Origin of the sequence: Micromonospora sp. HB375 (assembly GCF_017872985.1) — a bacterium.
Lineage (GTDB): Bacteria > Actinomycetota > Actinomycetes > Mycobacteriales > Micromonosporaceae > Micromonospora > Micromonospora chalcea.
The window spans coordinates 3,611,100-3,636,142 of record NZ_JAGGJO010000001.1; the positions used below are offsets into that span (position 1 = coordinate 3,611,100).

The 25,043-nt window shown below is 72.3% G+C and carries 24 protein-coding genes; 15 read left to right on the forward strand and 9 right to left on the reverse strand.

All coding sequences use genetic code 11. The features are described 5' to 3' along the window. The first annotated feature begins 26 nt into the window (after window positions 1–26). The gene (locus J3R08_RS16530) at window positions 27–755 is read left to right on the forward strand and encodes an SDR family NAD(P)-dependent oxidoreductase (protein WP_043324027.1); all 729 of its coding nucleotides are present in this window, start codon (window positions 27–29) and stop codon (window positions 753–755) included. A 51-nt stretch (window positions 756–806) separates the two neighbouring features. Here J3R08_RS16530 and J3R08_RS32470 read toward each other — a convergent pair whose 3' ends face one another. Beyond that, window positions 807–932: a hypothetical protein gene (locus tag J3R08_RS32470; RefSeq protein WP_255361250.1), complete on the reverse strand. Its 126-nt coding sequence runs from the start codon at window positions 930–932 to the stop codon at window positions 807–809. Further along, complete coding sequence (locus J3R08_RS16535; RefSeq protein WP_064445960.1) at window positions 929–2,338, reverse strand: OFA family MFS transporter; 1,410 nt, start codon at window positions 2,336–2,338, stop codon at window positions 929–931. The genes J3R08_RS32470 and J3R08_RS16535 overlap by 4 nt, the downstream gene beginning before the upstream one ends. A 178-nt stretch (window positions 2,339–2,516) precedes the next feature. Between J3R08_RS16535 and pdxY the strand changes: the two genes are divergently transcribed. The 4 genes from pdxY to J3R08_RS16555 all read left to right on the forward strand — a co-directional run bounded on the left by pdxY (window position 2,517) and on the right by J3R08_RS16555 (window position 6,782). After that, window positions 2,517–3,368 (forward strand): pyridoxal kinase PdxY, encoded by an 852-nt coding sequence (gene pdxY / locus J3R08_RS16540; protein ID WP_043324020.1) that lies wholly within the window; start codon window positions 2,517–2,519, stop codon window positions 3,366–3,368. Window positions 3,369–3,466: 98 nt separating this feature from the next. After that, a complete protein-coding gene (locus J3R08_RS16545; RefSeq protein WP_043324018.1) occupies window positions 3,467–3,931 on the forward strand; it encodes a helix-turn-helix transcriptional regulator in 465 nt (154 codons plus the stop codon). A gap of 5 nt (window positions 3,932–3,936) precedes the next feature. Continuing rightward, the gene (locus J3R08_RS16550) at window positions 3,937–4,350 is read left to right on the forward strand and encodes a VOC family protein (RefSeq protein ID WP_043330132.1); all 414 of its coding nucleotides are present in this window, start codon (window positions 3,937–3,939) and stop codon (window positions 4,348–4,350) included. A gap of 56 nt (window positions 4,351–4,406) precedes the next feature. Beyond that, window positions 4,407–6,782 (forward strand): excinuclease ABC subunit UvrA, encoded by a 2,376-nt coding sequence (locus J3R08_RS16555; protein WP_209961925.1) that lies wholly within the window; start codon window positions 4,407–4,409, stop codon window positions 6,780–6,782. Window positions 6,783–6,821: 39 nt separating this feature from the next. On the opposite strand, the gene J3R08_RS16560 is transcribed toward J3R08_RS16555, so the two are convergent. From J3R08_RS16560 to J3R08_RS16570, 3 genes are all read right to left on the reverse strand, one after another. Next, on the reverse strand, window positions 6,822–7,529 hold the full coding sequence (locus tag J3R08_RS16560) for a response regulator transcription factor (RefSeq protein WP_043324014.1): 708 nt from the start codon (window positions 7,527–7,529) through the stop codon (window positions 6,822–6,824). 99 nt (window positions 7,530–7,628) lie between these two features. Next, window positions 7,629–8,888 carry a sensor histidine kinase gene (locus tag J3R08_RS16565; protein ID WP_209961927.1) on the reverse strand — a complete coding sequence of 420 codons (1,260 nt, stop codon included), beginning with the start codon at window positions 8,886–8,888 and terminating at the stop codon, window positions 7,629–7,631. Window positions 8,889–8,895: 7 nt separating this feature from the next. Beyond that, on the reverse strand, window positions 8,896–9,465 hold the full coding sequence (locus J3R08_RS16570; protein ID WP_209961929.1) for a hypothetical protein: 570 nt from the start codon (window positions 9,463–9,465) through the stop codon (window positions 8,896–8,898). Window positions 9,466–9,749: 284 nt separating this feature from the next. Between J3R08_RS16570 and lanKC the strand changes: the two genes are divergently transcribed. From lanKC to J3R08_RS16590, 4 genes are all read left to right on the forward strand, one after another. After that, window positions 9,750–12,365: a class III lanthionine synthetase LanKC gene (gene lanKC, locus J3R08_RS16575; RefSeq protein WP_209961931.1), complete on the forward strand. Its 2,616-nt coding sequence runs from the start codon at window positions 9,750–9,752 to the stop codon at window positions 12,363–12,365. A 329-nt stretch (window positions 12,366–12,694) separates the two neighbouring features. Next, complete coding sequence (locus J3R08_RS16580) at window positions 12,695–13,960, forward strand: MFS transporter (RefSeq protein WP_051610940.1); 1,266 nt, start codon at window positions 12,695–12,697, stop codon at window positions 13,958–13,960. Window positions 13,961–14,093: 133 nt separating this feature from the next. Then, window positions 14,094–14,816: a hypothetical protein gene (locus J3R08_RS16585; RefSeq protein WP_157538985.1), complete on the forward strand. Its 723-nt coding sequence runs from the start codon at window positions 14,094–14,096 to the stop codon at window positions 14,814–14,816. A gap of 449 nt (window positions 14,817–15,265) precedes the next feature. Further along, complete coding sequence (locus tag J3R08_RS16590; protein WP_209961933.1) at window positions 15,266–16,261, forward strand: tyrosine-type recombinase/integrase; 996 nt, start codon at window positions 15,266–15,268, stop codon at window positions 16,259–16,261. Here J3R08_RS16590 and J3R08_RS16595 read toward each other — a convergent pair. Further along, complete coding sequence (locus J3R08_RS16595) at window positions 16,251–17,273, reverse strand: beta family protein (RefSeq protein ID WP_209961935.1); 1,023 nt, start codon at window positions 17,271–17,273, stop codon at window positions 16,251–16,253. The two genes, J3R08_RS16590 and J3R08_RS16595, sit on opposite strands and share 11 nt — an antisense overlap. A 225-nt stretch (window positions 17,274–17,498) precedes the next feature. Between J3R08_RS16595 and J3R08_RS16600 the strand changes: the two genes are divergently transcribed. Together J3R08_RS16600 and J3R08_RS16605 are read left to right on the forward strand one after the other, a co-directional pair. Beyond that, entirely contained in the window at window positions 17,499–18,431 is a 933-nt protein-coding gene (locus J3R08_RS16600) for a hypothetical protein (RefSeq protein WP_280841788.1), read from the forward strand. Window positions 18,432–18,524: 93 nt separating this feature from the next. Further along, window positions 18,525–19,391: a bifunctional 5,10-methylenetetrahydrofolate dehydrogenase/5,10-methenyltetrahydrofolate cyclohydrolase gene (locus J3R08_RS16605; RefSeq protein WP_064445951.1), complete on the forward strand. Its 867-nt coding sequence runs from the start codon at window positions 18,525–18,527 to the stop codon at window positions 19,389–19,391. Window positions 19,392–19,394: 3 nt separating this feature from the next. On the opposite strand, the gene J3R08_RS16610 is transcribed toward J3R08_RS16605, so the two are convergent. Next, window positions 19,395–20,174 carry an endonuclease/exonuclease/phosphatase family protein gene (locus tag J3R08_RS16610; protein ID WP_209961939.1) on the reverse strand — a complete coding sequence of 260 codons (780 nt, stop codon included), beginning with the start codon at window positions 20,172–20,174 and terminating at the stop codon, window positions 19,395–19,397. Between the two features lie 174 nt (window positions 20,175–20,348). On the opposite strand from J3R08_RS16610, the gene J3R08_RS16615 reads away from it, so the two are divergent. Next, a complete protein-coding gene (locus J3R08_RS16615) occupies window positions 20,349–21,119 on the forward strand; it encodes a TSUP family transporter (RefSeq protein WP_209961941.1) in 771 nt (256 codons plus the stop codon). Next, window positions 21,104–21,907 (forward strand): GNAT family N-acetyltransferase, encoded by an 804-nt coding sequence (locus J3R08_RS16620; RefSeq protein WP_209961943.1) that lies wholly within the window; start codon window positions 21,104–21,106, stop codon window positions 21,905–21,907. Before J3R08_RS16615 ends, J3R08_RS16620 begins: the two co-directional genes overlap by 16 nt. On the opposite strand, the gene def is transcribed toward J3R08_RS16620, so the two are convergent. After that, window positions 21,887–22,396 carry a peptide deformylase gene (def, locus tag J3R08_RS16625; protein ID WP_064445948.1) on the reverse strand — a complete coding sequence of 170 codons (510 nt, stop codon included), beginning with the start codon at window positions 22,394–22,396 and terminating at the stop codon, window positions 21,887–21,889. The two genes, J3R08_RS16620 and def, sit on opposite strands and share 21 nt — an antisense overlap. Window positions 22,397–22,495: 99 nt before the next feature. Between def and pip the strand changes: the two genes are divergently transcribed. Beyond that, window positions 22,496–23,446: a prolyl aminopeptidase gene (gene pip / locus J3R08_RS16630; RefSeq protein ID WP_209961946.1), complete on the forward strand. Its 951-nt coding sequence runs from the start codon at window positions 22,496–22,498 to the stop codon at window positions 23,444–23,446. A 54-nt stretch (window positions 23,447–23,500) separates the two neighbouring features. Here the strand turns inward: pip and J3R08_RS16635 are convergent, their stop codons facing one another. Beyond that, on the reverse strand, window positions 23,501–24,697 hold the full coding sequence (locus J3R08_RS16635) for a chorismate-binding protein (protein ID WP_140946320.1): 1,197 nt from the start codon (window positions 24,695–24,697) through the stop codon (window positions 23,501–23,503). Window positions 24,698–24,820: 123 nt separating this feature from the next. Between J3R08_RS16635 and J3R08_RS16640 the strand changes: the two genes are divergently transcribed. Beyond that, window positions 24,821–25,021 (forward strand): DUF5999 family protein, encoded by a 201-nt coding sequence (locus tag J3R08_RS16640; RefSeq protein WP_013286363.1) that lies wholly within the window; start codon window positions 24,821–24,823, stop codon window positions 25,019–25,021. Window positions 25,022–25,043 lie beyond the last annotated feature (22 nt).

A 25,043-nucleotide genomic window follows, 5' to 3' on the forward strand; every position in this document is an offset into this window, starting at 1 on the left:
CCACCGCAAGGCAGGGGAGAAGTGCATTGACCTCCGTCACCATCGTCACCGGGGGAGGACGCGGCATCGGCGCGGCCACCGCCCGGCGGCTCGCCGCCGAGGGCCACGACCTGGTCATCGGCTACCGCGCCGACCACACCGCCGCCGAATCCGTGGCCGCCGACGTCCGCGCGGCCGGCCGCCGCGCGGTCACCGTCGCCGCCGACACCACCGACCCGGACCAGGTACGCCGCATCTTCGACGCCGCCGACCAGCTCGGCCCGCTCACCGGCCTGGTCAACAACGCCGGCGTCACCAGCCCGATCGGCCCGTTCACCGACCTGCGCGTCGACGACCTGCGCGAGGTCGTCGACGTCAACCTCATCGGGTACGTGCTCTGCGCCCAGCAGGCGGCCCGGCGGCTCACCCGCGGCGGCGCCATCGTCAACGTCTCCTCCGTCGCCGCCACGCTCGGCTCACCCGGCGAGTACGTCCACTACGCCGCCGTCAAGGCCGCCACCGACACCCTCACCGTCGGGCTCGCCAAGGAGCTCGCGCCGCACGGCATCCGCGTCAACGCCGTCGCCCCCGGCATCATCCGCACCACCATCCACGCCCGCTCCGGCGTGCCCGACCGCCCCGACTCCGCCGCCGGGCGGATCCCGATGGGCCGCGCCGGGGAACCCGAGGAGGTCGCCGGCGCGATCGCCCACCTGCTCGGCCCGGACGCCTCGTACACCACGGGCGCGGTCCTGCGCGTCGGCGGCGGGCTCTGACACGACGGCGGCCCGGGGTGTCCGCCCCGGGCCGCCGCCTCGCCTCCTGCGCTACTGGGTGAACAGCTTCGCCGCCGTGATCACCGTCTGCACCACCCCGTAGCCCAGCAGCACCGACACCACCAGCCACGACACCACCAGGCGGGTCCGCTGCCCGCCACCGCTGTGCTCGTTCACGATCCGCTCCTCTCCGTCGGCCCCTGCGCTGTCCCGTCCCGTCCCGACGCCGGCTCGTGGTAGCGCTCCGGCACCGGCCGCACCAGCAGGTTCGCCACCAGGCCGACGGCCAGCACGCCGACCATCGTGAACAGCGCCGGCCGGTACGCCGCCGCGGTCAACGTGCCCGGCTCGCCCTGCGCGTCGAGGAACCCGTTGACGATCAGCGGCCCGGCCACCCCGGCCGCCGACCACGCGGTCAGCAGCCGGCCGTGGATCGCGCCCACCTCGAACGTGCCGAACAGGTCCCGCAGGTACGCCGGAATGGTCGCGAACCCACCGCCGTAGAACGACAGGATCACGGATGCCAGCAGCACGAACAACGCCGTCGAGGTCTGCCCCACCAGCGCCAGCAGCAGGTACAGCACCATGCCCACACCCAGGTACACCACGTAGATCGGCTTACGGCCGATCACATCCGACGTGGACGACCACACGAACCGGCCCGCCATGTTGAACAGCGACAGCACTCCCACGAACCCGCCGGCCGCCGCCACCGACACCGCCGAGGTCCCGTTGTCGCGGAAGAAGTCCTGGATCATCGGGCTGGCCTGCTCCAGGATGCCGATACCCGCCGTCACGTTGCAGAACAGCACCACCCACAGCAGCCAGAACGACCGCGTCTTCAGCGCGTTGGCCGCCGACACGTTCGCCGTGGTCACCAGCGGCTTCTCCGCCACCGTCGACGGGTCGAAACCGGCCGGCCGCCAGTGCGGCGCCGGCACCCGCACGTTGAACACCCCGAACATCATGATCACGAAGTAGCCGATGCCGAGCGTCACGAACAGCCACACCAGCGCCGAGCCCGACGCGGTGGAACCGCTGTCCGACGGGTCGTACCCGGCGTCGTAGAACGACAGCAGCTGCCGGGACAGGGGAGAGGCCACCATCGCCCCGCCACCGAACCCCATGATCGCCAGCCCGGTCGCCAGCCCCGGCCGGTCCGGGAACCACTTGATCAACGTGGAGACGGGGGAGATGTACCCGATCCCCAGACCGATCCCGCCCAGCACCCCGTACCCCAGGTACAGCAGCCACAGCTGCCCGGTCGCGATGCCCAGCGCCCCGACCAGGAATCCCGCCGCCCAGAAACACGCCGACACGAACATGGCCTTACGCGGCCCGTTCGCCTCCACCCACGTACCGGCGACCGCGGCCGACAACCCCAGCATCACGATCGCGATGCTGAAGATCACCCCGATCGCCGTCTGACTTGTGTCGAAATGCGCGATCAGGGAGTTCTTGTACACGCTCGTCGCGTACACCTGCCCGATGCACAGATGGATCGCCAGCGCCGCCGGGGGGATCAGCCAGCGGCTGTACCCCGGCGGCGCGACGGTGTGCCGACGATCGAGTGCGGAAAGCATCGTTGCTTCCTCCGTCCAGAAGGCGAGAACAGCCCGTTCATGCCCCCACCGCACGCTGCGCCCAAACCCGCCCCGCGCCCGGCGGTCGAAACCCTGAGCCGAACGGTCACCGCGGTCCCGGCCCGTCATCACCCCACCACGGGCCGTCAGCCCTCGCCGGGGATGCGACCATGAGCAGGTGAAGATCCTGTCCATCCAGTCGTCGGTCGCCTACGGCCACGTCGGCAACTCCGCCGCCGTGTTCCCGCTGCAACGCCTCCGACACGAGGTCTGGCCGGTCCTGACCGTGCACTTCTCCAACCACACCGGCTACGGCGCCTGGCGCGGCCCTCTGCTCGCCCCCACCGACGTCGCCGACGTCATCGCCGGCATCGCCGACCGCGGGGTGCTCGGCACCGCCGACGCCGTCCTGTCCGGCTACCAGGGCGACCCCGCCGTCGGCGCGGTCATCCTCGACGCCGTCGCCCAGGTCAAAGCGGCGAACCCGGCCGCCCTCTACTGCTGCGACCCGGTCATGGGCGACGTCGGCCGCGGCATGTTCGTCCGCCCCGGCATCCCCGAGTACCTCCGCGACACCGTCGTCCCCCGCGCCGACATCGTCACCCCCAACCAGTTCGAGCTGGAGTTCCTCGCCGGCCGCACCACCGACACCCTCGACGACCTGCTCGCCGCCGTCGACACCGTCCGCGCCACCGGCCCCCGGCACGTCCTGGTCACCAGCGTCCTGCACGGCGACCTGCCCGCCGGGCACCTGGAAGTCGTCGCCGTGTCCGACGAGGGCGCCTGGGCCGTCACCACCCCGCTGCTGCCGATCGCCCCCAACGGCGGCGGCGACGTCACCGCCGCCCTCTACCTGGCGCACCTGGCCACCACCGGCTCACCGCAGACCGCGCTGGAACGCACCACAAACTCGATCTACGCGGTACTCGAGGCGACCCTCGACGCCGGCACCCGGGAACTGCAACTCGTCGCCGCCCAGGACGCCATCGCCGAGCCGCCCACCCGGTTCACCGCCCGCCGGCTGCGCTGACCGCCGCCCGGGTGCACCAGCCGCCCAGGTGCACCCGGGCGGCGACTCGCCGCTCGAACAGGTGGACGACACCACCGCCCAGCAGGCAGGATGCGGACGTGTCACCGCACCAGGGCACCGACGACCCCGCGTTCGCCCAACGGCTGCGCGACCTGACCCGGCTGCGCCGCGTCCGCGACCGCATCGACCGCGAGTACGCCAGTCCCCTCGACGTCGAAGCCCTCGCCCGCGGCGAGCACATGTCCGCCGGCCACCTCAGCCGCCAGTTCCGCCAGACCTACGGCGAGTCCCCGTACTCGTACCTCATGACCCGCCGCATCGAACGCGCGATGGCCCTGCTGCGCCGTGGTGACCTCAGCGTCACCGATGTCTGCTTCGCCGTCGGCTGTCAGTCCCTGGGCACCTTCAGCACCCGGTTCACCGAACTCGTCGGCGAACCGCCCAGCGCCTACCGCGCCCGTCACGCCCCCGACACCGCCGAGCCGCCCCCGTGCCTGACCAAACAGGCGACCCGACCGATCAGGAATCGAGAAGCCCGCACCGGCCGGCCACCGTTAGCGTGACCACCATGACGATCACCATTCACTACACGTTCCTGCCGCACACCGACGCCGACGCCGCCATCGCCTTCTACCGCGACACCCTCGGCTTCGAACTGCGCAACGACGTCGGCCAGGGCGACACCATGCGCTGGCTCACCGTCGGCCCACCGAACCAGCCCGAGACCGGCATCGTCCTGCACCCGCCGGCCGTCGACCCCGGCATCAGCGACGACGAGCGCCGCACCATCCTCGAACTCATCGCCAAGGGCAGCTACGGCGCGCTCACCCTCGCCACCGACGACCTCGACGGCCTGTTCGACCGGCTGGCGGCCAGCGGCGCCGACGTGGTCCAGGAACCCACCGAACAGCCCTACGGCGTACGCGACTGCGCGTTCCGCGACCCCACCGGCAACCTCATCCGCATCAACGAGCGGCGCTGACGGCGCCCGCGGCGGACGCTGGCTCGACCGGAACACCCGACCCGGACGGAGAGACCATGAGCGAGGCCACCACCGGCCTGCACCGCGCCGACAGCCACGACGTCATCCGCGTCCTCGGCGCCCGCGAGAACAACCTGCGCGACGTCCACGTCGAGCTGCCCAAACGCCGCCTCACGGTGTTCACCGGCGTGTCCGGCTCCGGCAAGAGCTCACTGGTCTTCGGCACCATCGCCGCCGAGTCCCAGCGCCTGATCAACGAGACCTACAGCGCCTTCGTCCAGGGTTTCATGCCCACCCTGTCCCGGCCCGAGGTCGACGTCCTGGAGGGCCTCACCACCGCCATCATCGTCGACCAGGAACGCATGGGCGCGGACCCACGCTCCACCGTCGGCACCGCCACCGACGTCAACGCGATGCTGCGCATCCTGTTCAGCCGCCTCGGTGACCCCCACATCGGCCCGCCCAACGCCTACTCGTTCAACGTCCCCTCCGTACGCGCCGCCGGCGCGATCACCGTCGACCGGGGCCCCGGCAAGACCCAGACCAGGAAGGGCACCTTCAACCGCCTCGGCGGCATGTGCCCCCGCTGCGAGGGCCGCGGCGCGGTCACCGACTTCGACCTGACCGTCCTCTACGACGAGAAGCTGTCCCTCAACGAGGGCGCCATCACCATTCCCGGCTACAGCATGGACGGCTGGTACGGCCGCATCTTCCGCTCCAGCGGCCTGTTCGACCCGGACAAGCCGATCCGCGACTACACCAAGCGGGAACTGAGCGACCTGCTCCACAAGGAACCCACCAAGATCAAGGTCGACGGCATCAACGTCACCTACACCGGCCTCATCCCCGCCATCAGCAAGTCGATGCTCGCCAAGGACGTCGACGCCATGCAGCCGCACATCCGCGCCTTCGTCGAACGCGCCATCACGTTCACCACCTGCCCCGACTGCGACGGCACCCGCCTGGCCCCCGAAGCCCGCTCCTCGAAGATCAACGGCGTCAGCATCGCCGACGTCTGCGCCATGCAGATCAGCGACCTCGCCACCTGGGTACGCGACCTGCGCGAACCCTCCGTCGCCCCGCTGCTCAAGGCGCTGGGGGACACCCTCGACTCGTTCGTCGAGATCGGCCTGGGCTACCTCAGCCTCGACCGGCCCGCCGGCACCCTCTCCGGCGGCGAGGCCCAGCGCACCAAGATGATCCGCCACCTCGGCTCGTCCCTCACCGACGTCACCTACGTCTTCGACGAACCCACCATCGGGCTGCACCCGCACGACATCGCCCGCATGAACAACCTCCTGCTGCAACTGCGCGACAAGGGCAACACCGTCCTCGTCGTCGAACACAAACCCGAAACCATCGCCATCGCCGACCACGTCGTCGACCTCGGCCCCGGCGCCGGCACCGCCGGCGGCACCATCTGCTACGAGGGCACCGTCGCCGGCCTGCGCGCCAGCGGCACCACCACCGGCCGCCACCTCGACGACCGCGCAACCCTCAAGGACAAGCCGCGTACGCCCACCGGCGCGCTGCCGATCCGCGGCGCCCGCACCCACAACCTGCGCGACGTCGACGTGGACATCCCCCTCGGTGTCCTGGTCGTGGTCACCGGCGTCGCCGGTTCCGGCAAGAGCAGCCTCATCCACGGCTCACTGGCCAGACGCGACGACGTCGTCAGCGTCGACCAGACCGCCATCCGCGGCTCCCGCCGCAGCAACCCGGCCACCTACACCGGCCTGCTCGACCCCATCCGCAAGGCGTTCGCCAAGGCCAACGGCGTCAAACCCGCCCTGTTCAGCGCCAACTCCGAAGGCGCCTGCCCGACCTGCAACGGCGCCGGCGTCATCTACACCGACCTCGGCATGATGGCCGGCGTCGCCAGCACCTGCGAGGACTGCGAAGGCAAACGGTTCCAGCCCGCCGTGCTCGACTACCACCTCGGCGGACGCGACATCAGCCAGGTCCTCGCCATGTCCGTCGACGAGGCCGAGACGTTCTTCAGCGACGGTGAGGCCCGCACCCCGGCCGCCCACACCATCCTCGACCGGCTCGCCGACGTCGGCCTCGGCTACCTCACGCTCGGCCAGCCGCTGACCACGCTGTCCGGCGGGGAACGGCAGCGCCTCAAGCTCGCCACCCGGATGGGGGACAAGGGCGGCGTGTACGTCCTGGACGAACCCACCACCGGCCTGCACCTGGCCGACGTCGCCCAGCTGCTCGGCCTGCTCGACCGGCTCGTCGACGCGGGCAAGTCCGTCATCGTGATCGAGCACCACCAGGCGGTCATGGCGCACGCCGACTGGATCATCGACCTCGGCCCGGGCGCCGGTCACGACGGCGGCCGGATCGTGTTCGAGGGCACCCCGGCGGATCTGGTGGCCGCCCGGTCCACGCTCACCGGCGAACACCTCGCCGACTACGTCGGCGCCTGACCGGCGCGCCCGCTGAGACCCCCGGCCGCGCCGCGGGTCTCAGCGGGACAGACCGGCCATCCGGGCCGGCGGCGCCGTGCCGGGCTCCACCAGGCCGCACTGGTACGCGGCCACCACCGCGTGCGTCCGATCCCGCAGCCCCAGCTTCGTCAGCACCCGGCTGACGTGCGTCTTGACAGTCGCGTCGCCCAGCACCAGATGCTCGGCGATCTCCCGGTTCGACATCCCGTACGCCATCAGCACCAGCACCTCCCGTTCCCGCGGGGTGAGCCGGCGCATCTGCACCGGGGTGGGCAGTCCCGGGTCGGGCCGGGCGGCGAGGTCGTCGAGCAGCCGCCGGGCCACCGCCGGATCCAGCCACGCCTCGCCGTCGGCCACCGCCCGGATCGCCGACACCAGCTCGGCGGGCGCGGCGTCCTTGAGCACGAAACCGGACGCGCCCGCCCGCAACGCGGCGTGCACCGCCTCGTCCACGTGGTACGTGGTCAGCATGATGATCCGTACCGGCTGCTGCGGGTCGTCGATGAGCTGCTCGTCGGCCATCAGCCTGGTCGCGGCCAACCCGTCGGTGCCGGGCATCCGCACGTCCATCAGCACCACGTCCGGGCGCAGCCGCCGACTGACCTCCACGGCCTGCGCCCCGTCGTCGGCCTCGGCGACGACCTCGATGTCGGGTTCGTTGGTGAGCAGCATCGCGAGTCCCGCCCGTACGAGCGGCTGGTCGTCGGCGAGCAGCACCCGGATCATGAAGGCTCCCGTCGTCGGCGGCCGGGACAGTGGCCCCACCACATGATCATCGACGCCGGCGACGGCGGCCACCCTGATGTCGCACAGCGGACACGCCGTTCACCCGACAGCCGGCGCCCCGCCGTCACCGGAGGCCGCCACGAGGTCGCCGTGCTGCGCGACCGGCAGCGTCGCGCTCACCCGGAACCCGCCCTCGGCACGCGGCCCGGCGACCAGACGACCGCCGACACGCTCCAGCCGCTCGGCGAGGCTGGCCAGCCCGTTACCGGTCGACAGCCCCGCCGCCGCGCCCGGCTCGCGGCCCGAGCCGTCGTCGTCGACGCGCAGCAACAGCACCCGCTCCTGCCACCCGAAATGAACAGTCGCGCAGGCCCGCCGGCCGACGTGCTTGAGCGTGTTCGTCAGGCTCTCCTGCACCGTCCGGTACGCCGCCAGCTCGATGCTCGGATCCAGCGGCCGAGGGCTGCCGGACACCGACATCGTCACCGTCAGCCCCGCACACCGCATCGACGTCAGCAGCACCTCGATGTCGTCCAGCCGCGGCTGCGGACCCGGCTCACCGTCGCCCACCAGCCCCGACTCGGCCCGCATGACCGCCAGCAGCCGCCGCAACTCCGCCATCGCCTGCTGCCCGGCCTGCTGGATGTGCAGCAGCGCCTCCCGGGTCCGCTCCGGATCGGACGCGCTGATCCGCGCCGCGCCGGCGGCCTGCAACACCATCACCGTCACCGAGTGGGACACCACGTCGTGCAGCTCCGCGGCGATCCGGCGACGCTCCAACGCCACCGCCTCCGCCCGCGCCACCCGCCGCTCCCGCTCCAACTGGGCCACCCGCCGCCGGTGCCGCCGCACCACCGACCCGGCCGCCCACGCAGCCGCGTAGATGAGCGCGAACATCAACGCGGTCACCACGAACTCCCCGGCCCGCGCGCCCGCACTCGGCTCCACCCGGAACGAGTCGAACGCGCTGAGCAGGCTCCGCGCGCACGCCGCCGCGTACGCCGCCGCCGACACCACCAGCGGCCGCAACGCCGCCACCGTGTACAACGCCACGATCAGGCCCACCCACGGCCGGTAGTCGTGCAGCAGGAACCACATCGCCACGCCGTGCACGCACTCGAACGCGAACACCGCCACCGGCGCGCGGGCCCGCCACCACAGGGCGCCGACCGACAACACCGCGGCGAGCACCTGCAGCCACTGCCGGGCCGGGCCGACCGGCTCGCTCTGGATCACCACGGACGACGCCGTGAACAGGTCGAGCAGGCCCAGCACCGGCAGCAGCAGAAGATCGTGACGCCACCATCTCGCCGCCCGCGCCGGGGCGGACGGCGCCACCGCACCGGTCACCGACGTCATCGGCGGATCAGGAGTTTTCCGTAGGGCAGCCGATGCCGAACAACCGGCACGTCCAGGACAGCGGTGAGCCGTCGTCGTCGCCGCCACCGTCACCGTCCGGCGACGGCGTGGCCGCGCCCACCCGGTGCGTGGTCACCGGCACCGCCGTCCGGCCCGGCGCACCCACCCGGCCCGCCCCCACCAGCACGACCGGCGCCACGACGTCGGCCGCCGCGTCCGCGGCCACCCGCCACCGCCCGTCCGCGTCGTCGGCGAGCATCGCCAACACCCGCCGCACCGCCAAGGCATCAGTGCCGTGCCCACCGGGAACCGTCGCACCGGCCAGCGACACCATCACCAGGTCCGCCTCGTCACGGTGCAACACCGACACCTCGGCGACAGCGAGCGACCGCGCGTCCCCGCCGGCCACCCCCACCAGACGCACCGCGTCGCCGGAACGCGCCCGGCCCGCACCCACCGTCCTCAGCAGACACCGCCGTCCGTCCAACGGCACCCCACGCGCTACGGTCACCCACCCCGCCGGCCGCTGCGCCTGCAGGAACACCACCACCGGCGGCGACTGGACCTCGGTCCTCATCACAGACCTCCACAGAAGGAAATGCGGGCGAACAGCCCGCGTACGCGAGAAATTCTGGTCCACACCGGCCCGCCGGACGTCCCCGTACCGGGTGACATCCGGTGTCACCTTCCAGACGGACCCCCGACGCCCACCACCGAGCCGGGACGGACCCCGAACCTCGCCCCACGGCCGGACGCCAGCACCGGCCGGCTACCACCACGATGGAACCAGTCCAGGCGACAACGGCAACACACCGAACCGCCCCGGACACCCAACCCATCGTCACGGCCGCGAGGTTTGCCATGCCCACGCCCGGAGCGTTCCTGATCGCCGACCCGGTCCACGTCGACTCACCGGCGTACGTCGCCGACACGGCGAGCCGGTTCCCGCTGGCCGACCAGACCCCGCCCGACGGCTGGCGCGTCGCCGAACACGGCGGCTGGATCATGTGGCACCCGCCGCAGGCGCAGCTGCCCCAGCAGGGCTGGAAAGTCCACGTGTCGGTGAACCTCGACGACGCCGCCGACGTCCTCGACCTGGTACGCGACCACTGCGTGACCCACCGGGTCGCCTTCAAGTTCCAACGCAGCCGCCGCCTCGCCCTGGTCAACAACGAGAAGTACGCCCACCGCGCCGGCAGCGGCAAACTCGCCGCCCTCTACCCGGCCGACGACACCGCCCTGCGCCGCGTCCTCGACGACCTCGGCGCCCGCCTCGCCGGCTACCGCGGCCCGTACGTCCTCAGTGACCTGCGCTGGCACGACGGCCCCCTCTACCTGCGCTACGGCGGATTCGCCGAGCTCTGGTGCGTCGACGGCGACCAGCCCGTCCCCGCCGTCACACGCCCCGACGGAACCCTCGTCCCCGACCGCCGCGAACCCGTCTTCACCGTGCCCGACTGGGCCCCCGTGCCCGACTTCGTCGCCGAGCACATCGCCGCCGTCGCCGCTGTCGACGCGCACACCGACGACGAACCCCCGTACCGCATCGAGGAAGCCCTGCACCACTCCAACGCCGGCGGCGTCTACCGCGCCACCGACCTACGCGACGGCCGCACCGTCGTCCTGCGCGAAGCCCGCCCGCACGCCGGCCTCGACGGCGCCGGAACCGACGCGCTCACCCGCCTGCGCCGCGAAGAGACCATGCTGCGGCGCCTCGCCGGCCTCGACTGCGTACCCCAGCTGCTCGACCGCCTCACCTGGTGGGAACACCAGTTCCTGGTCGAAGAGCACGTCGACGGCGACACCCTCCAACACCACCTCGCCATGCGGCACCCACTCATCCACCCCGACCCCACCGAGCAGGACCTCACCGACTACACCACCTGGGCACTCGACGTCATCGACCAGGTCCAGGCAGCCCTGGCCCGGATACACGCCAGGGGAGTGGTCTTCGGCGACCTGCACACCGCCAACATCATGATCCGCCCCGACGGCCGGATCGTGCTCGTCGACTTCGAACAGGCGTACCTGACCGACGAGGACTTCACCCCCTCACTGGGCGACCCCGGCTTCGCCACCCCCCGCATCCGCCGAGGCACCGCCGTCGACACCTACGCGCTCGCCTGCCTACGCCTCGCCGTCTTCGTACCGCTGACACCCCTCGCCGCCCTGAGCGACGACAAGTTCGACGACCTCCTCACGATCGCCCGACGCTTCCCGCTACCGCCCGGCTACCTCGACCGCATCCGCGACGACCTGCGCACCGCACTGCACCCACCCGCGCCCGGCCGCCGCCGCGTCACCCGCCACCAGTGGTCCGCCGACCCGCGCCAGCTGATCGAATCCCTGGCCGCCGGCATCCGCGCCACCGCCACACCACACCGCACCGACCGGCTCTTCCCCGGCGACCCCGGCCAGTTCCCCCACGGCGGCGCCACCCTCGCGCACGGCGCCGCCGGCATCATCTGGGCACTCGTCAACACCGGCGTCGACTACCCCGAACGCGACGAACACCTCGACTGGCTCACCCGCGCCGCCCACCGCCTACCCGCCGCCCACCTCGGCCTCTACGACGGCCTCGCCGGCATCGCCGCGCTCCTCGACCGCACCGGACGCCACGACGACGCCGACGAACTGCTCGACCGATGTCGCACCGGCCTCCACCACCGCTACGGCCCCGGCCTGCACAGCGGCCTCGCCGGCATCGGACTCGCCCTGCTCCGCCCCGGCCGACCCGCCCCCGACGACGCCCTGCACATCGGCGACCGACTCGCCCGCACCCTCACCGGCGACACCACGCAACCCGTACCCGAACCCACCCGCCCCGGCCTGCTCCACGGCTGGTCCGGCCCCGCGACCTTCCTCACCCGCCTGCACGAAACCACCGGCGACCCCGCCTGGCTCCGCGCCGCCCGCACCGCCCTGCGCCGCGACCTGCAACACACCGTCCGCGACGACAACGGCAACCTCCACGTACGCGACGGCGCACGACGGCTGTTCTACCTCGACGAAGGCAGCGCCGGCATCGCCGTCGCCGCCCACACACTGCTCCGCCACGGCGAACGCCAGTGGCTGCGCGACATCGTCACCACCGTCCGCCGCACCATCGACGTCGAATTCGTCCTGCTGCCCGGCCTCTTCCACGGCCGCGCCGGACTCCTCGCCACCGCCGCCCTGCTCACCGACGACCCACCGCGCCGCGCCACCCCGCACCGCCCCGTCGGACTCGTCCGCGACGACGCGCCCCACCACGTCCCCGCGCACCTGACCCGCCTCGCCTGGCACGCCTACGCCCTCGACGGCCACCTCGCGTTCCCCGGCGACACCCTGCTGCGCATCTCCACCGACCTCGCCGCCGGCGGCGCCGGAATCCTGTCCGCCATGCACGCCGCGCTGCACCGCACCGCCGTGACGCTGCCCTTCCTCGACGCGCCCACCCACGTCGCGCCCACCGGCCACCTCCTCGCCGCGAGCTGAACCCCCGCCCGGCGCCCACAGACCCCGTCGGAACCACCGACGGCCAACCCACCACACCCGAGAAGGAGGTGAACCCCCATGACGAAGCTCCTCAACCTGCAGGCCATGGCCACGCAGAACGGCACCCGCCACGCGGTCCCGCCGCAGTCCAGCAGCATCAGCATCGCCTGCTGCAACGGCTGAGACGGCAGTGGCGAACGGGCCACCAGCCCCAGCCACACCTGATCCGCCTGGCGACCCGGGCGGGCGGCCACCGCCCGCCCGGGTCCGTCGTCAACCCGGCCCGGTGAAGCCGGCATCCCGCCCGCCACCACGCACACGGAGCCCCCATGCCGCCCACCGGCCTACGACACAACCGCGACTTCCTCCTCATCACCGTCGCCCGCACCGCGTCGAAACTCGGCACCCAGGTCACCGCCGTCGCCACGCCGCTGCTCGTCCTGCTGACCACCGGCTCCGCCACCGACGCCGGCCTCGTCGCCTTCGCCGAAGGCATCGCCCTGGTCCTCGTACTCCTGCCCGCCGGCCTGCTCGCCGACCGCCGCGACCGGCGCATCCTCATGCTCTGCTGCGACGCCGGCGCGCTGCTCGCCGTCACCGGCGTCACCGTGCTCGCCCTCGTCGGACACGCGCCAGTCCTGCTCATCGCCGTCCTCGCCGCCGCCACCGCCGGCCTCGGCGCCGCGCTGCAACCCGCCGCCGCGGCCGCCACCCGCGCCGTCGTCCCAGCCCGGGACCTGCGTACCGCCACCGTGTTCAACGAGACCCGCAACGGCGTCGTCCACCTCGCCGGTCCGCCGCTCGGCGGCTTCCTGTTCGGCCTCGCCCCGGCACTGCCGTTCCTCGTCGACGCGCTCTCGTACGCCGTCTCCCTGGTCGCCGTGGCCCTGCTGCGCGGCCCACTCGGCCGGTCGGCGACCACGCCGGGGGAGTCCCTGCCCCGGCAGGCCGTCGCCGGGGTCCGGTTCCTGTGGCGGCAACCGTCGCTGCGGTTCACGCTGCTCTGCGGCGCCGTCCTGAACTTCGCGTTCGCGGGCGTCCTGCTGGCGATCATCGTCGTGCCGGTCCGCAACGGCGCCTCCGGCCTGTCCGCCGGAACCGTCATGGCATGCGTCGGCCTCGGCGCCGTCGCCGGATCACTCGTCGCGTCCTGGCTGACCGCCCGGGTACCCACCCGCTGGCTGATCCTCGCCGTCGTCTGGGCCTGCGCCGTGCTGACCGCCGCCATGGCCACCACCGACAACGGACTGGTCCTGGGTGCGCTGGCCGGCGCCTGCGTCCTGGTCGTACCGGCCGCCAACATCAGCATGCTGACCCTCCAGACCCTGCTCACCCCCGGCGACCTGCAGGGGAGAGCGAACGCCGCGACCAGCTTCATCGCGCTGATCGTGGCGCCGTTCGGCCCGGCCCTGTCCGGCCTGCTGATCGACCGCGTACCGGCGCCGGTGGTGTTCGGCAGCTTCGCGGCCGTCATGCTGGCGCTCGCCGTCGGCGCGGCCGTCGCGCCCGCCGTACGCGCCATGCCCGACCTGCGGGCCGTCGAGGAAGCCCCGGAGCCCGGCGAGGCCGAGCGCCGCGACCCGCAGCCGGTCTGAGCTGATCTTCGTACCGGCAGGCAGGGGAGAGGTGCTGGTCTTTCCGGGGACGTTCGGATGATCACGAGAGCGCCTCGCCCGTGCCACCATGTAGGGCCCTCCCAGGACAGGCCACAAGGGACGAGGTGCCGGCATGGAGCTGCGTAGGAGCCGAGAGAAGCTGTGGAGGGGCCTCACGGTCTTCGGAGTCGGCGTGCTCCCGCTGCTTTACCACACTTCCGCGTCGACCGGACGATGGATCCTTCTCGGCCTCTGGCTGGTGTCGGCCGGCCTGTTCGTCGCCTACCAGCTCAGGCCGTTCCGGTTCCGCATCGGAGCCGACGGACTGGATCTGCGGGTCGCCGGGCTCAACCGGCTCGTGGCATGGGCCGAGATCGACGCTGTCGTGCTCGACCAGCCGCTACCGTCCCGTGGCCGGAACCAGAGAGCCGCAAAGGTGCTGCTGGTGCCGGCCACCGCCGCGACGATCGACCGTCCGCTCACCAGCCGGAGCCCGGTCGACGGGCGGCCGGCCCTGAAGCTGCTCGACCTCGATCAGGTGCGGCAGCCGGCGGACGACGTGGCGGACGCCCTGGCCCGGTTCGGGGCAGGGCGATTCGCAGACGTCCGGCAGCAGGCCCCGGAACTGTCCGACGACGCGGATACGCCGGACACGGAGGCCCTGACGTTGTTGGCCGACCTGACACCGCGAGTCCAGAAGGCGCTCGACTCGGGGCAGGTGTCGCAGCGGCAGGCGGTCAAGGCAGAGGTGGACGCGGCACTCGCGAGACTGCGGGCCGGAGGTCACCAGCCACGGCTGGCCGCGCTTCTGAAGGTCATGTCGGACACCCTCGGCGAAGACGTAAAGCCCTCCTGAGCCATGATTCGATAATGTACATTATGTCAAGTAGAGCTCCGGCGGGCCTCCCCGGACGTCCTCGCGAGGCGGCTGACCTTCCGGGACTTGGAGGTCCGGCCGGCTGCCCCGTCGCACCGCACACCTAGGCGCGGCCCGCCGACGCCACACTCTCAACCCATCCACCGCTCCGGCGATCATGAGGTTGGCGGTGACAAATGGGACAGCATCCGCGGTCAACTTCATGATCGCCGGAGCAGAGAGGGCACCGGCCCCTTTCACCGCCCTCCCTGCTCCGGCCGAGTGCCGACAGGTGTGGCTGCCGCCGCCAGTACGCGGATGTGGCTGCATCGGAGCGCCCGGGTTGCCGCCACCTCGGCGTAGTGGAGTTGATCATCGACTGAGCGGGCCGCACTCCCCCTCGAAAGGGCCTCCTGGCGGGAACGCGAGAATCATGCATAATATCCCTTATGCATGACAAACCGGACGAAACGGTAGGCGGTCTGATTGAGGAGTTCCTGACCGCCCGGGCCACCCGCAAGCCCTCCCCCCACACCTTGGCCGCGTACCGGAGGGATCTGACCGCAGTGGCCGAGCTGATCGCCGCCGACGGCGACGCCACTCCCCTCCCCCTGGACCGGGTCGCGGTCAGCTCCCTCTCCCCCCGGGTCATGCGCGCGGCGTTCGCGCGGTTCGCCGCTCCCCGCGCGGCCGCCTCGGTCCATCGTGCCTGGTCGACGTGGAACAGCTTCTTCACGTTCCTGGTGGCCGAGGGCGTCGTACCGGGCAATCCGATGCCGGCGGTGGGGCGGCCCCGTACGCCGCTCCCCCGACCCAAGCCGCTCCGGGGCGAGGACACCCCGGAGGAGCTGCTGGCGGCGGTGGCCCGGGCGGAGGGCCGGCAGCGTGACCCGTGGCCGGAGCGCGACCTGGCGGTGCTGGCGCTGGCGTTGTGCGCCGGGTTGCGCCTGTCGGAACTGCTGGCGCTGCGGGTGTCGTCGGTGGCGGGGCGCGACGGCGAGCGGCGGGTGGACGTGGCGGGCAAGGGCGGGCGGCCGCGTACGGTGCCGATCGAGGATGCCGTGGACCGGGTGCTCACGGGTTATCTGGACAGCCGGCGGCTCCGGTTCGGGGCGCGCAGTGTGCGGCCGGACTCTGCGTTCCTGGTGGACCGCCAGGGTGAGGCGTTGCGGCGGGGTGGGCTGCAGTACCTGGTGGAGTCGTGTTACCGGCGGGCGGGCATCGGTGACCGGGTGCCCCGGGGCGCGCGGTTGCACGCGCTGCGGCACACGTTCGCGACGCGGTTGGCGGAGGACGGGGCGAGCGCGGCGGAGATCATGCGGTTGCTGGGGCATGCGTCGTTGGCGTCGTCGCAGACGTACATCGAGGTGACGGCGGGTCAGCAGCGGGCGGCGGTGGCGGCGAACCGTACCAATCGGGCGTTGTCGGGGTTGCTCAAGCGGTAGTGGTCAGGCCGAGTTGAGCGGCCACGTACGCCAGGTGGTGTGACGTTCCCCAAGCGATCCAATCCGTGGCGACGCCGGTCCCGGCATGGCCTGCGGCTCGCAGAGCGATCTGCTCGTCGCCCCAGGAGAAGTGCCGTCCGGCGGCCGGCCAATGGTCGGCGGACACAAGGGCCTTGCAGATGTCGTAGATGCCGATGTTGCCCTTGCCGTCGCGCGTCGTCCGGTACGTCCACCAGGTATCGCGGCCGGTGTGCCGGATGTTCGGCGCTGGTCCCCAGCCTTTGCCGCTCGTCCCCGGATGAGCGATGCAGTAGTCGGCGAATTGGACGCCGTGCTGCTGAAGTCGCTGCCACAGTTCGAAGTCCCGGCGACGGAGTGGGGTTGCCCGATGAGGCGGAACCTGCGAGAGATTCGGGGGCATGGCGCCCGACGCGACGACGACGTCCTTCCAGTGATGGCGTCGGGTCCACGCGAGGTGCTTGCGGAGCAGGGGTTCTGCCTTCGTGAGGTCCTGGTCGGAGCGCACCTCGGCGGCGTCGAGGACGACGATGCAGTCCTCGGTACGCAACTCGATCACGGCCAACACCTGAGAGAGCCGACCGTCGACTTCGGTGACGTCTGGTTCGGCGTGGCTGGCCGTGACTCGCACGACGCCGCCTCCGTGCATGGCGGCGGCGCTACGCACGTCCGCAAGTTGTTGGGTTGTGTCCTGCAGGTGCACGACGGGCAGCGCTGAGATTCTCCAGGCTTCCAGGTCGACGGCGATGTCGTGGAGTGGTCGGCGAGTACCGGTCATCGGTTCTGGAAGGTGCTGCACATCGACAGCGACGACCATGCCGGGAGGAAGTGTTCGCTTTACACGTTCGATGAACTTGCGGGCGTCTTCGATCGGTCCCTTGTCAGGCACGACTTCGAAGATCGGGACGATGTGTGGCGCGAGTTCGCCAGCGAGGTTGTCGATGGCCTGGAACTCAGCTTTTCGGCCTTTGAGGATCGGATAGTAGCCCGCCATGGCATCGCCCCACACGATTCGACGACAGTCACTTGTATCGATGTTGCACGTTCTGTGCCCGATCTACAACCGTGCGTATCCAGAATGGGTGAGTCAATGCGCTGCCGGGCTGGCAGGATCGGGCGGATGCGGGTGGGTGCGGCGCGGGCGGTGGCGGCCGGGTGGGTACGGGAGCGGATGCGCGTCGATCCGTCGGTCGAGGGGGCGTTCTTCAGCGGGTCGACTGTGGGGTTGCCGGACGACGCGTTGTTGCCGCCATGGTCGGACGTGGACGTGTTGCTGGTGCGCCGGGAGCCCGGTGTGAAGGTGGGCAAGTTCGTGTATCGGGGGGTGCTGCTGGAGGTCAGCACGATCACGTGGGCGGAGTTGGGCGGTCCGGAGGATGTGCTGGGGTCGTGGGTGTTCGCGCCGATGTTGCGTACCGATGGGGTGATCGCGGATCCGTCGGGCCGGTTGGGCGCGTTGCGGGAGCGGGTGGCGGCGGGGTTCGCGGATCCGGTGTGGGTGCGGGCGCGGTGTGCGGGTGTGCGGCGGCGGATCGAGGCCGGGTTGCGGGCGGTCGACGCCGAGCGGCCAACCGCGGAGCAGGTGTTGGCGTGGGTGTTTCCGACGTCGTTGCTGGCGGTGTGGCCGGCGGTGGCGGGGCTGGTGGATCCGACGGTGCGGCGGCGGTACGTGCGGGCGGAGTGGGTGTTGTCGCGGTTCGGGTTCGCCGGTCGGTATCCGGGGTTGCTGGACACGCTCGACGGCGGCGGGGTGGGGTTGGATCCGGCGCGGGTGCGGGCGCATCTGGCCGGGTTGGCGGTGGTGTTCGAGGAGGTGGCGCGGTTGCCGCGGGAGGGGTTCGCGTTCGGGGCGGATCTGGGTGCGGCGGGGCGTCCGGTGGTGTTCGACGGTGCGGTTGAGCTGATCGGGGCGGGGCGGCATCGGGAGGCGATGTTCTGGGTGCTGGTGACGTACGCGCGGTGTCATGTGGTGTTGGGCGCGGTGGCGCCGGAGCGGGAGCGGGCGTTGCGGCCGGCGTTCCAGGCGGTGCTGGCGGATCTGGGTGTGGCGTCGGCGGCGGATCGGCGGCGTCGGGCGGACGGTCTGCTGGCGGCGTTGCCGGGGTGGCAGGTGGTGGTGGATGCGGTGGTGGCGGAGGCTGTGGCAGGCTGAGGGGGAACGCGACTGGCGGCACGGGGATGGGTGAACCATCGGGGAGCTCGTCGTGGGGGTCGACCGCCTGGGCCCCTGCGGGCGAGGTGTCGTATGTCTTCTGCGCGGTTGTTGCCGGGTGCTCCGGTGGCGGAGCGGGTGTTGTCGGAGGTCGCCGCGTCGGTGGCCGAGTTGCGTGCGGCGGGGGTGACGCCGGCGCTGGCGACGGTGCTGGTGGGTGACGACGACGCGAGCGCGGGTTATATCCGGATCAAGCAGCGCCAGGCGGCGGAGTTGGGTTTCGTGTCGCCGCACGTGCATCTGCCGGCGTCGGCGTCGCAGGCGGATCTGCATGCGGTGCTGGCGGATTTCAACGCGGACGCCACGGTGCACGGTGTGCTGGTGCAGTATCCGATCCCGGGTCATCTGGACTACGACCGGGCGTTGGCGGTGCTGGATCCGGACAAGGACGTGGACGGGATGCATCCGGTGAACATGGGCCGGCTGGCGTTGGGGTTGCCGGGTCCGTTGCCGTGTACGCCGGCGGGGATCGAGGCGTTGCTGGCGTTTCACGGTGTGCCGGTGGCGGGCCGGGAGGTGGTGATCCTGGGCCGGGGTGCGACGTTGGGTCGGCCGCTTGCGATGTTGCTGGCGCAGAAGCGGCCGACGGCGAACGCTGCGGTGACTGTGGTGCACACGGGGGTGGCGGACTGGCCGCGGTACACGCGGCGGGCGGAGATCCTGATCGCGGCGGCGGGGGTGCCGGGGATCGTGCGGCCGGAGCATGTGCGTCCGGGTGCGGTGGTGGTCGGTGGTGGGGTGCGGTACGAGGGGCGGCGGTTGCTGCCGGACGTGGACGAGTCGTGTGCCGAGGTGGCGGGTGCGATCACGCCGCGTGTGGGCGGGGTGGGTCCGACGACTGTGGCGATGTTGTTCCGTAACGCGGTGGACGCGGCGCGGCGGCAGGCCGGGCTGGGTTGAGCGTCAGCCGAGGTCGACGACGAGGGGCCGGTGGTCGGAGATGGTGGCCAGCGGTGTGTGGACGGCGGTGACGGGTGGGAGCCGGTCGAGGGCGTGCCGGTCGGCGAGGATGTGGTCGAGTTGGACGCGGGGTTGCCCGGCCGGGTAGGTGGGGCGGCGGGCGAGGGGCCGCCAGCGGGTGAGCGCGGCGGCGGGTCCGGCGGGCAGGTTGAGGTCGCCGAGCAGGATCCGGGGTGCGGGCAGGGTGCGCAGGGCGCGGATGACGCGGCGTAGTTGCCAGACGTTCCAGCCGGGGACGAAGGACAGGTGGGTGGCGGCGACGGTGAGGGGGCCGTGGGGGGTGTCGAGGACGGCGGCGAGCACGACGCGGGGTTCGTCGCGGAGCAGGATGAGGCCGCCGCCGGGTCCGGGTGCGTAGATGGGTGAGCGGACGGGGGCGGCGCGTAGGCGGGTGACCTGCCAGGAGCGGACGGGGTGGCGGCTGATCAGGCCGATGCCGTAGAGGGGTTCGCCGTGGCCGTCGTCGTCGTGGGTGAGGGGGCGGAACTGTTCGCCGGGGGTGCCGACGACGGCGGCGGCGAAGCGGTGGTGGTCGGCGTGCAGGGCGCGGGCGGCCAGGGCGGTGAGGTCGAGTTTGCCGCTGCGGGTCTGGTCGCGGTCGACTTCCTGGAGGGCGAGGACGTCGGCGTCGAGGGCGGTGACGGCGGCGGTGAGCCGGTCGGGGTCGACGAGTCCGTCGGTGAGGGATCGGCCGTGCAGCAGGTTGAAGGTGGCCAGGCGCACCTGGACACCCTACGTCGTCGTGGCAGTCTTGCCGGGTGCTGAGACTGTTGTGCTGTTCGATGCTGGTGTTCGTGGCGGTGGGGTCGGTGGGGGTGTGGTTGCGGCGTCGTCGGGGCCGGTGAGGCTTGCCACAGGTGGCGTTGTCGCTGGTGGCGGGGTGGGCAGAATGCGGCGGTGGATGCCCTGTCGTTGACGACGTTGCTGACCGCTGCCCTTGTCGCGGGGTGGGTGGACGCGGTGGTGGGTGGCGGTGGTCTGTTGTTGTTGCCGGCGTTGCTGGTGGCGGCGCCGGGTGTGCCGGTGGCGACGGCGTTGGGCACGAACAAGCTGGCGGCGATTTTCGGTACGTCGACGGCGGCGGTGACGTATGCGCGGCGGACGAAGCTGGACTGGGGTGTGGCGGGTCCGGCGGCGGGGTTGGCGGTGCTGACGGCGGGGTTGGGTGCGGCGCTTGCGGGTGCGGTGCCGGGTGGCGCGTACCGGCCGGTGGTGCTCGTGGTGCTGGTGGCGGTGGCGGTGTTCGTGATGGCGCGGCCGTCGCTTGGTGTGGTGTCGTCGCCGCGGCGCACGCCGGGGCGGGTGGTGGTGGCGGTGGCGGTGGCCGGGTTGGGCATCGCCCTGTACGACGGGTTGATCGGTCCGGGTACGGGCACGTTTCTGGTGTTGGCGTTCACGGCGATTCTGGGTTCGGATTTCGTGCACGCGTCGGCGATGGCGAAGGTGGTGAATGCGGGTACGAATCTGGGTGCGCTTGTGGTGTTCGGGTTGACCGGGCACGTGTGGTGGGCGTTGGGTGCGGCGATGGCGGTGTGCAACGTGGTGGGGGCGACGGTGGGCGCGCGGATGGCGTTGCGGCGGGGTGCGGGGTTCGTGCGGGTGGTGCTGCTGGTGGTGGTGCTGGCGTTGGTGGCCCGGTTGGGTTACGACCAGTGGTTGGCGGGCTGATCGCGGTGGCGGTGCGGGCGGAGCACGATCGGGCGGTGCTGGCGGGTCTGCTGGGCCGGGATCCGGTGTTGCACGCGTACCAGTTGGGTGATCTGGACGATTTCTTCTGGCCGTACACGTCGTGGTTCCGGCGTGGCGACCAGGTGGTGTTGCTGTATCACGGGGTGGAGTTGCCGACGTTGCTGGCGTTCGCGGCGCCGGATCGGGTGCCGGAGTTGGCGGGGTTGCTGGCGGAGGCGGCGCCGGTGTTGCCGGCGCGGATGTGGGCGCACCTGTCCCCCGGTCTGGAGGCGGCTGTGGGCCGCTGGTTCGTGGTGTCGGAGGCGGCGGCGCATCACCGGATGGCGTTGACGGATCCGGGTCGGTTGGCGGCGGTGCCGGCGGTGGGTGAGCCGTTGGGGCCGGCGGACGCGGCGGAGCTTTCCGGGTTGTACGCGGTGGCGTATCCGGGAAACTGGTTCGATCCGCGGATGCTGGACACGGGCCAGTACGTGGGTGTGCGGGAGCGGGGCCGGTTGGTGGCGGTGGCGGGGGTGCACGTGTTCTCGCCGCGGTGGCGGGTGGCGGCGTTGGGGAACGTGACGACGCATCCGGACGTGCGGGGTCGGGGTCTGGGCGCGGGGGTGGTGGCGGCGTTGTGCGCGCGGCTGCGCACGTCGGTGGATCATGTGACGCTGAACGTGCGGGCGGACAACGCGGCGGCGGTGCGGCTGTACGAGCGGTTGGGGTTCTCCCGGGTGGCCGGGTTCACCGAGTGCGCGTTGACGTCAGCGGCCGCGGCTGGGTGAGTCGAACCGGCCGGCGCGGATCTCGCGCAGGGCCCGGCGGCGGGTGTCGCCGCGCAGGGTGTCGACGTAGAGGCGTCCGCGCAGGTGGTCGGTCTCGTGTTGCAGGGCGCGGGCGAGGAAGCCGCTGCCGGTGATGGTGAGGGGTTCGCCGTGCTGGTCGTAGCCGTGGGCGGTGGCGTGCAGGGCGCGGGGGGTCGGGAAGTACAGGCCGGGGATGGACAGGCAGCCCTCGTCGTCGTCCTGGAGTTCGTCGGACAGTTCCAACGTGGGGTTGATCATGTGGCCGCGCCGGCCGTCGGCGTCGTAGACGAACACCTGGGCGTTGACGCCGATCTGGGGCGCGGCGACGCCGGCGCGTCCGGGTGCGCCGAGCAGCGTGTCCATCAGGTCGGTGACGAGGGCGCGCAGTTCGGCGTCGAAGCTGGTGACGGGTTCGCTGGGGGTGCGCAGCACGGGGTCGCCGATGATCCGGATCGGGCGCATAGTCATGTCCGGAAGGCTATCCGTTGCTTACCGCGCGGTGGGGGGCACCCGCCGGGGCGGCGACGCTCGTAGGGTGTGCGGACACCGACGCTGGGAGGCCGCCGCATGTATCCGCCGATCGAGCCGTACGCCCAGGGGATGCTGGACGTCGGGGACGGGCAGCGCGTGTACTGGGAGACGTGCGGCAATCCGGACGGCCGGCCGGCGCTTGTGGTGCACGGCGGTCCGGGTTCGGGCGCGGGCGCGGGGTGGCGGCGGCTGTTCGACCCAGCCGCGTACCGGATCGTGTTGTTCGACCAGCGTGGCTGTGGGCGCAGCACTCCCCTGGCGTCGGATCCGGCCACGGACCTGTCGGTGAACACCACCGCGCATCTGCTGGCCGACATGGAGGCGCTGCGCGCGCACCTGGGGATCGACAGGTGGCTGCTGTGCGGCGCGTCGTGGGGGTCGTCGCTGGCGCTGGCGTACGCGCAGCGGCACCCGCAGCGGGTCACCGCGCTGGTGCTGTTCAGCGTGGTCGCCAACACCAGCCGGGAGATCGAGTGGTTGACCCGGGACATGGGCCGGGTGTTCCCGCAGGAGTGGGCGCGGTTCCGTGACGGGGTGCCGGAGGCCGACCGGGACGGTGACCTGTCGGCGGCGTACGCGCGGCTGCTCGACGACCCGGACCCGGCGGTGCGGGAGCGGGCGGCGCGGGACTGGTGCGACTGGGAGGACGTGCACGTGTCCCTGGCGGGCGGGTACGCGCCGGATCCGCGGTTCGCCGATCCGGTGTTCCGGTACGGGTTCGCCCGGCTGGTGACGCACTACTTCGCGAACCGGGGTTTCCAGCCGGACGGGCAGGTGCTGCGCGACGCGAGCCGCCTGGCGGGGATTCCGGGGGTGCTGGTGCAGGGCCGGCTGGATGTCAGCGGCCCGCCGGACATCGCGTGGCTGCTGACCCGGGACTGGCCTGATGCGCGGCTGGAGATCGTGGAGTCCGGCGGGCACGGCGGCGGGCACGGCATCGGCGAGCGGGTGGTCGCCGCCCTGGACGCGTTCGCCGCCGGCCGGTAGCCGCCGCGCACGGCCGCTACCGGCCGGCGGAGCCGCCGCGAGCGGGCCGGCCCGTCAGCCGGCGAGCAGGGCCCGGATCGGGGCGGCTTTGGCGGCGGCCTCGGCGACCTCGGCGGCCGGGTCGCTGTCCCAGGTGATGCCGCCGCCGGCCCACAGGTGCAGCAGGTCGCCGTCGGCGGCGGCGGTGCGGATGGTCAGGCCCAGGTCGAGGCGGTCGGGTCCGACCCAGCCGAGCGCGCCCATGCTCGCGCCGCGTCCGACCGGCTCCAGCGCGGCGATCTGCGCCAGCGCGGCGCGTTTGGGCGCGCCGGTGACCGAGCCGCCGGGGCAGACCGCGCGCAGCAGGTCGGCCAGGCCGAGGCCGTCGGCGGGCGCCGCGGACACCGTCGACTCCGCCTGCCACAGGTCACACCAGCGGCGTACGGCGAACAGCTCGTCGACGCGCACCGAGCCGGTGCGGGCGACGCGGGCCAGGTCGTTGCGTTCCAGGTCGACGATCATGACGTGTTCGGCGCGTTCCTTGGCGGAGGCGAGCAGCTCGCGGCGGCCGGCGGGGGTGGCCGGGCGGGTGCCCTTGATGGGGCGGGTGACCAGGCGGCCGTGTTCGACGGCGATGAGGGTTTCCGGGGAGGCGCAGCCGAGCGCCCAGCCGGGGCCGTGCAGGGTGCCGCCGTAGCGGGCGCCGGGCAGCGCGGCGAGGCGGGCCAGCGCCGGCCGGGGGTCGCCGGTGTACGGGGCGGCGGCGTGGCCGACGAGGTTGGTCTGGTAGACGTCGCCGCGGGCGATGGCGGCGCGGACCGCGTCGACGGCGGCGGCGTGCGCGGCCGGGGTCCAGCTGTCGCGCCACGGTCCGAGCCGCCACCCGCCGGCGTGGGCCGGTGGCGGGGTCGGCGTGGGCCGGTCGGTGTGGTGGTAGACGACGACGACCAGGTCGGGCAGCGTCGGCGCGGGGCTCGGCGCGCCGGGCGACACGCCGAGGGTGTACGCGCCGGCGGCGGCGGACAGGTAGAGCGCCGCGCCGCAGACCGCGTCGTCGGGGTCGTGGCGGCCGGGGCGGGTCAGGTCGTCGCGGGTGACGCCGTGCGCGGCGAGGAAGCGTTGTGCCAGGTCAGCGGGGTCGCCGCCGTCGGTGGCGGACCAGTGCAGGCGGGCCGTCTCGACCAGTCGGCGACGGCATCCGGGCGGGGCGCCGGGGGTATCGACCTCCACCTGTGGGAGCGCTTCCACAACGTCTGGCCCGTTACGGGTCATCCGTTCAGCCCATTCTCGGTGAACAAGACGCATCCTTGCTCGTTGCCGCTCAGTTTTCCTTGGTACTGTGCGTCACTGGTCATGTGAACCATGACACAGTGCCCCCACAGTCCGGAGAACCCGATGTGTCAGCACCAGCCCACCTGCCCCTCCGCCGACGCGACCGACCGCGAGGCCGCCCGCGTCCTCGCCTGCTTCCCTGAGCAGGGCTGGAGCCTGCTCTGCAACGGTGTCATCGTCTTCGAGGACACCGGTGAGCTGCTTCCCGACGGACGCACCATCGCCCCGCACCGGGGTCCGGCCCGTCACGCTCTCGTGGCCTGAGCCATCACGCAGCGTCAGTGAG